Origin of the sequence: Photobacterium sp. DA100 (assembly GCF_029223585.1) — a bacterium.
Classification (GTDB): domain Bacteria; phylum Pseudomonadota; class Gammaproteobacteria; order Enterobacterales; family Vibrionaceae; genus Photobacterium.
Genome location: NZ_CP119424.1, coordinates 1,081,135 through 1,094,276 on the forward strand (window position 1 = coordinate 1,081,135; position 13,142 = coordinate 1,094,276).

The 13,142-nt window shown below is 46.8% G+C and carries 9 protein-coding genes; 5 read left to right on the forward strand and 4 right to left on the reverse strand.

Annotated elements, in window-relative coordinates:
* Positions 1-990 precede the first annotated feature (990 nt).
* Together PTW35_RS22675 and PTW35_RS22680 are read right to left on the reverse strand one after the other, a co-directional pair.
* Positions 991-4,038: an efflux RND transporter permease subunit gene (locus PTW35_RS22675; RefSeq protein WP_281027564.1), complete on the reverse strand. Its 3,048-nt coding sequence runs from the start codon at positions 4,036-4,038 to the stop codon at positions 991-993.
* A complete protein-coding gene (locus PTW35_RS22680) occupies positions 4,038-5,174 on the reverse strand; it encodes an efflux RND transporter periplasmic adaptor subunit (RefSeq protein ID WP_281027565.1) in 1,137 nt (378 codons plus the stop codon). Before PTW35_RS22680 ends, PTW35_RS22675 begins: the two co-directional genes overlap by 1 nt.
* Before the next feature lie 167 nt (positions 5,175-5,341).
* Between PTW35_RS22680 and PTW35_RS22685 the strand changes: the two genes are divergently transcribed.
* Positions 5,342-5,938 (forward strand): TetR/AcrR family transcriptional regulator, encoded by a 597-nt coding sequence (locus PTW35_RS22685; RefSeq protein WP_281027566.1) that lies wholly within the window; start codon positions 5,342-5,344, stop codon positions 5,936-5,938.
* A gap of 69 nt (positions 5,939-6,007) precedes the next feature.
* On the opposite strand, the gene PTW35_RS22690 is transcribed toward PTW35_RS22685, so the two are convergent.
* Positions 6,008-6,727, reverse strand: coding sequence for a class I SAM-dependent methyltransferase (locus PTW35_RS22690; protein WP_281027567.1), 720 nt, complete (start codon positions 6,725-6,727; stop codon positions 6,008-6,010).
* A gap of 90 nt (positions 6,728-6,817) precedes the next feature.
* Between PTW35_RS22690 and PTW35_RS22695 the strand changes: the two genes are divergently transcribed.
* Both PTW35_RS22695 and PTW35_RS22700 read left to right on the forward strand, forming a co-directional pair.
* Entirely contained in the window at positions 6,818-8,218 is a 1,401-nt protein-coding gene (locus PTW35_RS22695; protein ID WP_281027568.1) for an MBL fold metallo-hydrolase, read from the forward strand.
* A 395-nt stretch (positions 8,219-8,613) separates the two neighbouring features.
* Positions 8,614-9,648, forward strand: coding sequence for a lactonase family protein (locus tag PTW35_RS22700; protein WP_281027569.1), 1,035 nt, complete (start codon positions 8,614-8,616; stop codon positions 9,646-9,648).
* Between the two features lie 68 nt (positions 9,649-9,716).
* Here the strand turns inward: PTW35_RS22700 and PTW35_RS22705 are convergent, their stop codons facing one another.
* Positions 9,717-10,364: an HAD family phosphatase gene (locus tag PTW35_RS22705; protein WP_281027570.1), complete on the reverse strand. Its 648-nt coding sequence runs from the start codon at positions 10,362-10,364 to the stop codon at positions 9,717-9,719.
* 235 nt (positions 10,365-10,599) lie between these two features.
* Here PTW35_RS22705 and trmY point away from each other — a divergent pair, with 235 nt between their 5' ends.
* Positions 10,600-11,196 carry a tRNA (pseudouridine(54)-N(1))-methyltransferase TrmY gene (gene trmY, locus PTW35_RS22710; RefSeq protein ID WP_281027571.1) on the forward strand — a complete coding sequence of 199 codons (597 nt, stop codon included), beginning with the start codon at positions 10,600-10,602 and terminating at the stop codon, positions 11,194-11,196.
* A 639-nt stretch (positions 11,197-11,835) separates the two neighbouring features.
* The gene (gene ltrA, locus PTW35_RS22715; RefSeq protein WP_348637736.1) at positions 11,836-13,128 is read left to right on the forward strand and encodes a group II intron reverse transcriptase/maturase; all 1,293 of its coding nucleotides are present in this window, start codon (positions 11,836-11,838) and stop codon (positions 13,126-13,128) included.
* Positions 13,129-13,142: the final 14 nt, after the last annotated feature.

Below are 13,142 nucleotides of genomic sequence, written 5' to 3' on the forward strand. Positions count from 1 at the left end.
AAAACCCTGACAACTTAATCACTAAGCCGCATCTAGCCACACCGTTAATACAAACAGCATTTAATAATTTATCCTATATGAAGAGATCAGCTATACATATATGCAGACTTTGATTAATGAATAACACTATCCTTGGCTAAAAAAGAGATAATTACCAACCAAGAAATCAATAATTTTTAATTAGATTAACACCTCGATAACAATCCAGGGTGTGAAATAATTTTTGTAAGTTAACGGTTACAATTCGCGACGCACAAGCCATTGTTTTACAACAATAAACCCATAAAGACTCACTAATTAGCACAAAACAGGAGGTAGATAGGAAGAAATTCAACCACTAAAGACAGATATTTGACGATTATACTTATCAACAATCAACATTTAAAAATAAAAAAAGGAACTATAAATACAGTCCCCAAATTACCACAAATAGACACACAGCCTACACTTAAACATCAGAAAAGATTCTACCTCACTGGGTGAATTCCATATCCTCCCTTCCTAATGTTTATTATTTTAAAATCGGATTCTCGAATGACAACCCGAGTTTTAAAAACTAACTGCAATAAATTGTTAGTCTGTTTATTCTCTTGCCAAACAAAATCAACAATAGTCTGATTTGGGACAAAAACCTCATCTCTATTTATATGTAAAACACAAAGAAACCTTATCGATAAGTCACTTAAAAACAAATCATTATTATCATCCGCATGACTATCAACATCAATTGAAAATGCATTAACCAGTGAATTATAAGTATTACACTGGTTACACCGCAACGTGTACTCTGGGCAATTAGGTAATCTCATGGCGTATAATCTTTAAAATCCTTACAGACAGAAAATATGCCATTGCAGAATAATTAATTATAGAAATTACAGAAATTCATTTTTGCAAGTTCACACAGGAATTCCCCCGTACTGCATCAGAGAACTCAAAACTAAAAGGCGAACCCATTGGTTCGCCTTTTTCTTTACCTTTTGTATATTCCTAGCTCTCGACTCTCACCCTGAAAAACAGGGCATAAAATAACGGGATAACCACTAACGTTAATACAGTCGCAAACAACAGGCCGAACATAATAGTAACGGCCATGCTCTTGAAGAACGGGTCGATAAGCAATGGCGCAACCCCCAAAATTGTAGTCAGCGCACCAAGCAATACCGGCCTAGCGCGACTGGTTGCAGCGTCGATGATCGCAAAATAAGGCGTTTTGCCATGCGCGATTTCCATATCCGCCTGATCAACCAATACAATAGCATTCTTGACCATCATGCCAATCAAGCTCAAGAAGCCCAGTATGGCCATGAACTCAAACGGCGTTTGGAAAACAATCAAACCGACGGTTACCCCTATAACAGCTAACGGCGCGGTAAGCCAAATTACCAATGGTTGACGGATAGCATTAAACATAAAGATCACCGACAGGATCATCGCGGCAAAACCATAAGGTGCAGATATGACGAGCCCCTCATTAGCATCTTTCGACGCTTTATATTCACCATACCAAATCAGTTCATAACCCGGCGGTAAATCAATGGCTTCAATTTGACCACGCACACTATTCAACGCATCGACCGCCAATACCCCAGGCGCAGGATCAGCCTGTACCATTATAGTCGGCATACGATTGATACGGCGTAAGATGGCGTCCTGCCATACCACGTTCACAGAATCCACCAATTGACTGACAGGGATGAAGCTCCCTGCCGCTGAACTAAACACCTCTGTGTTTTCAACAGCGCGTTGGTGGTTACGCTCATGCTCAGGAGACCTAACCACAATTGGGATCAGATGTTCCCCCTCTCGGTAAACACCCACATTTCGGCCAGACAGGGTTTGAGCTATTGCCTGGTTGATCTCTTGAGTGGTCAAGCCAAAGCGCTGGGCCTTTTCCGTTGAATAAACCGGGCTCAGTACAGGTACCTGCTGACGCCAGTCATCTTGTATCGCGATCAAATTAGTATTGGCATACATGATATCCTTAGCTTGCTCGGCAAGTTGACGCAATACGCGGCTATCAGGGCCTTTAAAGCCTGCTTCGATTTTTTTGCCACCACCGCGGCCCAACATAAACTTCCACACTTTAACCGAGGCATCTGGGTATTTAGTCGACAGTTCACCCTGCAACTCAACCAACAGCGGGGCAATCTTGGTATAATCGTCAATATCAATCAGTAACTGTCCATAACTGCTATTCCGGGCTTCAGGAGCATAGGTAAGCATAAAGCGAAGACCTCCACCGCCGACAAAGCTGGTAATGCTCGTGACTCCGTCTTTCGCTTTTATATCCTCCTCAATATTGGCAATAAACCTCTCGGTACGACGAATATCAGATCCCTGTGGCAGATACACATCCACGACAAACTGTGGCCGCTGTGATTCAGGCATAAAGCCTGGCGGCACAAATCGTAAGCTATAAACTGCCGTACCCAGCAGGGTAATTAGCATAAATACCGTCGTGATACGGTGCTTCAATACCCAAACCAGTACCGTTTTGTACATAGCCATCATCAGGCTAGTTTTCGCCTCCCCCTTAACAGCTTTGACTTTCAAAAAGTCATAGCAAAGCATCGGGGTTACGGTAACGGCAAATACCCAGCTCAGGAACATAGAGTAAAGGATGACCCAAAACAGCGAACCGGCATATTCACCCATGTCAGAGGGTGAAAGACCAATTGCACTGAAGGCAAAAATACCGACCACAGTCCCGCCCAGCAGTGGCCATTTTGTTGTGTCTACCACCTCTGCCACTATAGTTTCTTTGTTTTGTTCTGGCTCTTGCTGCAACCGGACCAAGATACTATCAGTGACTACAATGGCATTATCCACCAACATACCAAGGGCAATGATCAATGCCCCCAACGAAATGCGCTGCATCGCGATGTCTTCGATAAACATGATGCAAAGCGTACCTGCAACGGTGAGCAATAGCACAAAGCCAATGATCAAGCCTGAACGGAGTCCCATGAACAACAACAGGACCACAAATACGATCACAACAGCAGCAATTAAGTTATCGATAAAGTTTGCTACAGAATCCCTTACCGAATCCGACTGCATCGAGATAACATGCAGCTCAATTCCCAAAGGTCTTTGGCCTTCCAGCTCTGCTAGCCTTGCCTTTACCGCATCCCCCATATCCACGACATTGCCGCCGGTGACATTGGAGATACCAAAACCGACGGCACGTTGGCCGTTATAGCGCATTAGCATGGTGGCAGGCTCTTGATAACCACGGCTAACGCTAGCAATATCACCAAGGCGCATCACGGTATTGTTTTGCCCTAGGCCGATCTGCAAGTTACGCAAATCATCAAATGAGCGAATATTTGAAACGGGAATAACAGGAATGCGCATGTCCTGAGTATCGATGGCACCAGCAACCGTAACCAAGTTCTGCTTCTGCAACACTTGAAACACTTGCTCTGCAGAAACCCCAAAAGAGGCCAATCGCTCTCGCGATATCTCAACAAAAATAGTTTCCTGGCGTTCAGCCAGAGTCGCCGTTTTGGCGACACCCGGTACCAACACCATTTCACGGCGCAAACCATCAACATAATCTTGAAGTTGCTTGTCACTAAAGCCTTCACCCGTTACCGCAAAAAACAGTGCGTATACGTCAGCAAAATCGTCATTGACAATCGAAGGCCCTGCCCCAGGCGGAAGCAGCCGTTGCGCATCGGCCACTTTTCGGCGCAGCTTATCCCAAACTTGCTGTAATTCGGCACCTGTTTTGGCGAACTCGAGCTTAATTTCAACCGTAACTTCCGACATTCCCTGCTTGGAAACCGACTTCACTTCCTTCAGCTCCTGAAGGGACTGAACCGCGCCCTCAATAACATCTGTCACTTCGTCTGAAACTTCTTGTGCGGTGGCACCAGAATAGGCTGTATTTATGACCGCTTGGCGGATAATAAACTCAGGGTCTTCAAACCGGCCTAATTTCAGGTAGCTGATATAGCCCCCCAGCAATATCAGGCCAATGAGAACCCAAACACTGGTGCGCTTGGCCAGCGTATAACTAGCAATATTCATTACTCGCCCTCGTGGACTACCCAACTCGTTGTCACTCCCAAGCTTGAAGCGGTGTGCATCGGGCGAATTTTCATTCCCTCCTTCATGCTAGATGCTCCGGCTACTATCACTTGTTCGCCCGTGTTTAGATTCTTGGTGATCTCAACCCGGTCACGGCTTAATGCCCCCACTTCGACATATCGCTTACTTACTGTATTATCTGCAGCGACCACCCATACGTACTGATTGCCTTGGTTGTCTGGGACAACAGAAACTAATGGCAACGTTATTATTGAGTGCTGACCTACCTCACCAGGCTCTGCAGGAATTACCTTTACTGTCATACCTGGCAACACGCGGTAGCCTTGGGTATCTTTAAACCCCAAAACAACTGGATAGGTTTGGCTCACCGGATCGGCCTGGGTCGCAAATGTTCTCAGAGACAGATCAAAAACATGGTTAGGAATGGCATTAATTTCAGCCTTTGCTTCCGTGCCGCTCACATTAGATAGCATCACGCTATCTGGTATGTGGATAACGACCTCAAGATCATCAATATTATGCAAGGTAAACACCGGGGTATTAGCTTGCATCTGTACGAAGTTATCGACATATCGACGACCGATGATGCCATCGAAAGGGGCTTCTATCCGGGTATAATCCAATTGGCGCTGTGCTTCATCGTGCCTGTTTAGGGCTAAGTTGTAACGCGTTGTGATCTCGTCTAACTGGCTTTTCGAGATTGCTTTGCTTTTGTCATAAATAGCTTTTGCACGCAAATATTCAGCTTCTGTGTTGTTTAGCTCTAACTCTGCCGAAGCCAGTGCGGTTGTCGCATCCCGCGAGTCCAGACGAGCCAAAACCTGTCCTTTTTTAACTCTATCCCCCTCGCTTACCAGCAGCTCTGTCAACCGCCCGCCCACACGAAAAGCCAAGTCCGCACGCTCTGCAGCACGAACAACACCATTAAAGCTAAGGCTATCGCTACGTGATGCCGACACGATCTCCGTAAGTGCCGGCCTTACAACAGGTGAAATGACTTGAGGCTCAGCCTGCTGGCCACAGCCAAATAACGATAGACCAGAGACAGCCAAGCCTGCAGCCACCGCTAATGTCTTCAAAGAGCACCCGTCAGATGCTTTGCGTATGTTTTTCACAACATCCTCCAATCAGGAATAAATCAGTCAGCCCCATGCAGGAGCGATCAAAATCTAAGCAACGATTTCGGCGGATTCTAGTGTAGCGACACCAGAAAGTAAACTCATGAGTTTACCTTATGACAATACGTTGCTAAACTCAGTGAAAACCATCACGGACTGAAAAGATGACGCGTTCAGAGCAAAAAAGGCTAGCCATCATTAATGCCGCCAAACATGAATTTATAGAAAAAGGCTTTTCGGCTGCCAACATGAACAATATTTGCACCGCAGCAGAGGTGTCGAAGCGAACGCTTTACCGGCACTTTGAGAGTAAAGAGTTTTTATTTGAAGCGGTGCTGACTGAAATTAGAGAAAGGACTGTCGTTGAAGAGTGCTATCAGTTTGACTTGAACAAACCGCTAGATGAACAGCTCCGTAACATCACTAAGCATGAGTTAAAGGTTATCTATGAGATATATGGGATTGAGCTCTCACGTACCATACTGAAGGAGTTCTTCCGTCAACCTGAATTGGCAAAATCCATCACCCAACGCCTGTATCATACACACGCTGTCAGTCAGTGGTTCGAACACGCTATCGCCGCTAAAAAGCTAGTAGCCAGAGATGTTCAAACCATAACCAGTATTTATATCAGCCTACTACAGGGTCAACTGTTTTGGCCTCAAGTACTGGATTTATTGCCTTTGCCTGAAGGTGAGGAACTTGAACAGAAGATTGATACGATTGTCATGACAGTTGTTCGTGCCTTTTCAAGGCCATAAGAACAACTGAAGATATGAAAAGGCCGAGATAAATCACCCGGCCTATTGCACATCACTCGTAGCGATTAATTAAGAGAGTTTCAGACACTTGATGAAAATGAAATTTGGATTCTTCGCCAGGTACTCATAACGAACAGCATCCATTTCTTTGACCTTTTCTGAAACTTCACCTTCAGAAATCTGGGTAATCACCAAACCATTCTGGGTTAAAGCGTTTGTGATTTCAGTCAGCGAACGACGATAAAAACTTACTTGAACTGGCTTGCCAACGGTATTCCACTCTTCTTGCACCAATTCTCGCTCGAAGTAATTTCCACTTTGCGTACATTCAAAATCCGCAAACGGATGGTGAGTTGAAAAGACAAAATAACCACCAGCCCTCAATACACGATGGACATCGCTGAAAAGTGGATTAAGATCTTCCAGATAATGTACCATCAATGGTGAAATCACCAAATCGACACTCGCATCCTTTTCCTTCGGTAGCCCTTTTGAAAGGTCTTGCGCATAAGCCACCACCTTACTGCTCAACCCCGCTTCTTTTACCTTGCTAGCCACCAACTGAACCATCTCTTCAGCGTAATCAATACAGGTAACTGATTTAGCACCTTGCTTAAGCAAGTACTCGGCATATACACCGGATCCACAGCCGAGATCGAGAACATCAAGATCATTCAGTGCTGGCAGCATTGCTTGAAGGGTCGGACGCTCTAAGTGAGCATTGTAGATGTTGTCTTGAATAACTTCGTCATATTCGCTAGCGAACGTTGAGTACATCTTTGATTTCATAGTACCTTCTTGGCGTTAATTGCACGCATCATTTTGATTCTCTCTCCATCTTGACCTAGTTTAATAAAAACATTCCACGAGTAACAGACAATGGCAACCTTAGCTTTTCTCGGTGCAGCAAAACAGGTGACAGGCTCATGCTATCTTATTGAAACTGGGGAACATCGATTGCTCCTAGAGTGTGGCATACGGCAAGGGGCAGATCAGCGGGATGATGAAGATGAGCAGCCTTTCAATTTCGATCCCCGCACTATAGACAGCGTGATTATTTCACATACTCATTTGGATCACTCAGGCATGGTCCCGCTTTTAGTAAAAGGCGGTTATGACGGCCCAGTATACACAACTTCTGCAACCCAGGACTTACTGCCTATCATGTATCGAGATGCAGCATCTTTGATACTCAGTGACTATGAGCGTAAAAACCGCCGTCTATTGCGGGCAGGCAAAGAACCAGAAACGCCGCCATATGACATGGAGGACGTAGAACAGGCCCTGCAGCTAATAGTCGGCATTGATTACGGGATAAAGCAACAAGTCTGCCCGGAGATCCAATTGCGTTTTAGGGATGCGGGCCATGTACTCGGCTCAGCCATCGTAGAGCTATGGATCGCAACGAAGGAAGGTAACCGTAAGCTGGTTTTTTCAGGCGATCTCGGCAATGACTGCGCCCCATTGCTCAGCGACCCTGAAGAGATCAGCGAGGCTGACATCCTGCTGCTCGAATCAACCTATGGTGAGCGCAATCATCGGCCACTCTCTGAAACGCTGCAGGAGTTCAAGCAAGTTATCGAAACTGCAGCAAACGAAGGGGGCAATATTCTTATTCCATCCTTTGCGGTAGGCCGAACGCAAGATCTGATCTATTGGCTTGGTCAGCTCAAACGCGAGGGCGCCCTAGATAATCACACGGTTTACATCGATAGTCCCATGGCCATTAAAGTCAGTGATGTGTACAGCCGCCACCAAAGCTTATTCAACGACGATGACCCCGATTTCCGCCAATTCATCAAGCATGGTTGGGACAATTGGCTGCCTGGCCTAGTTTATACACCAACCCCGGAAGAGTCGATGGAGCTAAACACGATCAATGATGGTGCCATCATCATTGCAGGCAGTGGGATGTGTACCGGAGGGCGGATTCTGCATCACCTCAAACATAACCTATGGCTTCCCAATACCCATCTGGTCATTGTCGGCTATCAGGCCCAGGGCACGCTCGGCCGGGCACTGGTCGACGGCATTTCACAAGTCAAAATCTACGGAGAGGAAATCTCGGTCAAGGCAAAAATACATACCCTCGGCGGGTTTTCCGCCCATGCCGGACAAGATCAGCTCGTCCGCTGGGCGAACAACTTCCAGCCCAAACACCCACACCTGTTCCTGATTCACGGAGAGCCGGAGGCCATAGAAGCACTACAACAACGTTTAAGCCAACAATATCAGTGGGATGCTTATATCCCAAGCCTTGGCGAAGTCATTACTCTATAAGTACTGTCGAGCCAATATGATAACCGAATAACTTTCTGATTAATTGCCGGTATTTGCAGGCTAGAACACCAACAAATTCAATATCAGAAACACGACCATAAACACGATGGGCGCCTAGTTCCTCGGCGATAAAGACTCACATCCTCTTTAAATTTCTTTGTTTGCTCTGACATCACTCACTTTTCCTGTGATGCCAGTCTAGCTTAACGACCTTTGTGAATTTTGCACAAAATTGCCCTATTCAAATCAATTTCATTTGAAGCAACAAGCAAAGTTTGCAACCAAACCAGACAACTGCTTCACATTTTGACTCTATCAAGTCTTTAAGTTATTGCTGTTAACGGGGTCAAAAGGCATGGTATGGACAATTTTTTAGTTGTTTTTCAAGGCTGTTAATGACAACCCACAATCACTTGCATTTTTATGTTGGCACCTACACGGATGCACCAAGCACCAGCAAGGGTATCGCACACATCACGCTGAATACCGATACAGGCGAACTTACCCACAGTGGTGCTCTAGCCTCGCTTCGTAATCCTTCTTACCTAGCCACTTCAGATAATGGTCTCTATAGCTTTAGTGAGATCTCTCAAGAAGACGGTGCGGCTCTTCAGTTTTCTTCAGATATCGGCAATGCTTTCTTACCTATTGCGGGTGATTACCCCTGCCATGTAGATATCAAAGCCCCTTACCTTGCTGTTGCTAATTATGGCTCTGGGAATGTGTCTGTGTATCTGCTTGATGATAATGGAAGGCCGTTGCATGCTGTTGCGGATTTATACGAAGACGGCTTTGGACCAAATCCCGACCGCCAGCAATCCCCCCATGCTCATCAGGCCACCTTCCTCCAGTATTCCGATCACTTGGCAGTAGTTGATCTTGGTGCTGATCGGGTTCGCTTTTACCATTATGATCCGGACAGTAACAACCACTTATTCCAGCTAGCACAAAGCATCGTCATGCCTGCAGGTTCTGGCCCTCGTCATCTCGTTTTCAACCACGACGAGACACGTGCCTATGTTGTGTGCGAGCTATCTGAAACTCTGGTCGTTCTTACCAAAAACGCGGGTACCTGGGCCATCTCAGCGCAGTGCGATTTGTTGAATGGGGTTGAAAGTGGTGAGGCCGCATCGGCTATACGCCTCTCAGCAGACAACAAACACTTGTATGTGTCATGCCGAGCGCAGAACAAGATCACTCTGTTTGATGTTTCTGACCATCAGCCTGTACAACTGGACACCTTCGACTGCCTCGGTCAATTCCCAAGGGATTTTCTCCTATCTGAAGATGAACAATGGTTGATAGTTGCCAATCAACATTCAAATAATATCGTCAGTTTTCGCCGCCACAGCAAAACGGGTAACCTTATGCCAACAGGCTACCAATGCCATATCGATGCACCGGTTTGCTTGGTGGAAGTCTCGAGATAGTTCACTTTGACTGGAGCTTTAATATAAGAAAGATGCCATCGTACCAACACGGCGGCATCCTCATCACTTTAAACTGTTTTCAGTTGTGCTAGGACGTCATGAAGTGAAGGTAAAATTGCATGACCAAACTGGCGAACTTCATCACAAGGCTGGACCAAGTCAGGGATTTGGTAGGTCATCATGTTCGCTGCTACTGCAGCTCTTACGCCATTGTTTGAATCTTCAAACGCCAGACAATATTCTGGCTCGACATTTAGACGGCTCGCCGCCAGTTGGTATATCTCAGGATGGGGCTTACCATTGGCGACCTCACAACCTGTGGTCAGGTTGTCAAAATACTTGTCGATACCCGCCAGCTCTAATTTTTTCTTAGCAACATCTTTAGCTGTAGAGGTTGCAATAGCAATAGGCGTTCCCTGTTCTTTCAGCCACTCCAATAGCTCTACCACACCCTCTTTGACTGGAATGGCTTGATGCTTAACCACGCCGTTGTAGCGAGTACGCCATTCGTCATGCAGGCGATCTAAGTCATCACCATAGGCTTTGCGGAAAATCACTTCGATTCCCGCAGCATTACGGCCAATGATGGACAGATAAACATCTTCATAAAATGGAAGTTGTTGTACCTCACAAGCTTCTTTGAAAATACGCATACAAACACGCTCGGTATCGAGAAGCAAACCATCCATATCGAAAATTACAGCTTGGTAGTTCATTACTTTACAGACTAATTGGTGGAGACAGCGCATTTTGACACAAAAACGGGTGATTATCCTAAAAAAGTAGCGTTCGTTTTCTCGGCACTTACTGCTCTGGTTACTGCTCTTGGGCATTATTTCAGTTACATCTCCCACCAAAGGTGCGATAATCCTGCACCTCTGTTGCCGATGACAATTCGGCAGGTATCAATACCTTGATTCAAAAGTATTTTAATCAGTAGGACATCCTTCAATGCGCGCCTTTGTATTACGAGCCAGATCCGCTCCTACCGACAGCCAGCAACTACTGGCTTCAGTTGGCCAAGAAGCTCACACTGAAATTTTGGCCCACACCCTGATGAATTCTATCTTCGTGGCGCAGTCACACCGCGAAGATGTTATCGTCCACCTGGTTCTAGAAAGCACCCAGGACTACTCTCGCACTGTCACCTTTGTTGCCAACGAGATGACCAATATCGGTGGCTTTCATGAACAAGCCTTGCTAAGCAAGGTAGCCAAGGCATTGGATGCCTCGCGCGGGATGGGCAAAGAGCAAGAGCGCCAAGTTGAGCCGGGCATTACTGTTCGAACTGTTAGCTTTGAAAAGCTAGTGAAGGAGCTTGCTGAAGATTACCAGCTATACATGATGGACAAGAAAGGGGCCTCGATTCGCGAACAAGAGTTCAGCGGCAACTCTTGCTTCCTGCTCACCGACCACATTCCGATGCCGAAGAAAACGTTCAAGAGCCTGGAGCGACTCGGCACCCAGAAGATCAGCCTAGGCCCTAAAATGATCTTCGCTTCCCAGTGTGTGGTACTGATCCATAACGAACTGGACCTTTGCGAATAAACGCCGTTCCATAGCGTTAGCTATCTTGGCCACCGCTACCAATAAGCCCGGGAGACTGCTCTCCCGGGCTTTTTCGTTGTGCGCCGAGCATGGCGTTGTTCTAGGAGGTGAAAGTCCTCTACGGGCTCAGTCGAGCGAGAACCGTTAGCCTATGCAAGGGTGCCCACCGTGAGGCGGGATCTGAAGGAAGCAAATGGCAAAACTTGGCCGTGACGAACAGAAATCTGATAGTAGGCCAGTACAACTTGGGTAACCTAGCAACATATAGAATAGCCCAATGCCTCGACGGGAAGTGTGTACGGGTAAATCAGGCACAGCCAAGGGAAAGAACAACGTCTTACCTCGGGAGATCTTATTACCTGTCTCGGGCGAGACTAATGCAGCAGTGATGCTGTGTGATGGGAAATAAGAAGTCAGCAGAAGGCATAGTACCTTGGGGAAGTACAACCCAAGGGAAGGCCGGAACTGAATATATCAAGAAGCAGTCACTAGACACTCAATCATGTGGAGTCATAGCAAGATGATCAAAATCTCTACGTACCAATGGGCAACACCGCAAGTGACGCTCATGGCCACGAAGAATGACAAGCATGATCGGCGTAGACAGGAGGACGAGTCTTGGTGACCTCAACTCAGTTGATGGAGCAGATCTGTTCATCAACGAATCTGAACCAAGCCCTGAGAAGAGTGAAGAAGAACAAAGGGTGTGCTGGTGTCGATAAACTCGATATAACAGCGACTATCTCGATGCTTCGGCAGTCTTCAAATGGGCAAGCGCTCCGCCAGAGCCTTCTGGATGGGAGCTATCAACCCCAACCTGTTCTGGGTGTAGAAATCCCTAAACCTAGCGGGGGAGTTAGGCAACTAGGTATCCCAACAGTACTTGATAGGATAGTCCAACAGGCTATCACCTCAGTACTGACAGATATCTATGAACCGAAGTTCTCCCACAGTAGTTACGGGTTCAGGCCCAACCGTAGTGCCCACCATGCATTGGCGGCAGCAAGCCACTACATCAGGGAGGGGCGGGGTTATGTAGTCGACATTGACCTAGCGAAATACTTCGATACCGTGAACCACGATAGACTGATGCACAGGCTATCGGAGGATATCACGGACAAACGGGTACTGAAGCTGGTCAGGTCATACCTACAGGCAGGCATAATGCGAAACGGGTTAGCCGAGCAGAGGCAACGAGGGACACCACAGGGTGGACCATTATCTCCGCTGCTATCAAATATCGTATTAGATGAGTTGGATAAAGAGCTTGAGCGAAGAGGGCATAAGTTCTGCCGATATGCAGATGACTGCCAAATCTACGTGGGCAGTGAGGAAGCCGCGAACCGAGTAAAAGCCTCAATAACGGAGTTCTTGGAGCAGAAACTGAAACTCACGGTCAACCGTGAGAAAAGTGCGGCAACAAGAGTGACAGAGCGGACTTACCTAGGCCATCGCTTCCAACGAGGTGGAATTATCCATATCTCGAAGAGAGCACAAACTCATATGAAGAAGCGAGTGCGTCAAATAACGAAGCGGAATCGAGGGCGAGAGTTGAAGACAGTAATAGTCGAACTCACTCAATACCTAAGAGGATGGCAACACTACTTCAAGCTTGCCATACGGAAAAGCGCGATGCAGCGCTTAGATGAATGGATAAGGCGGCGCCTACGGTGCTATCGACTCAAGCAGCGCAAACGCAGACACAGTATAGCGTCATGGTTACGCCAAGAGGGCGTAAGCGAACGCAATGCGTGGAAGCTAGCGATGTCAGAGAAAGGATGGTGGCACTTGGCTTTATCGCCACAGCTCAATCAGGCCATGCCAACGAAACGGTTCAAGGAGATGGGCATGTACTCATTGCGAGATGGGTACGAGTCACTGAAAATATATTCGGAACCGCCGTATGCGACCCACGCTTGTACGGTGGTGTGAGAGGACGGAGGCCG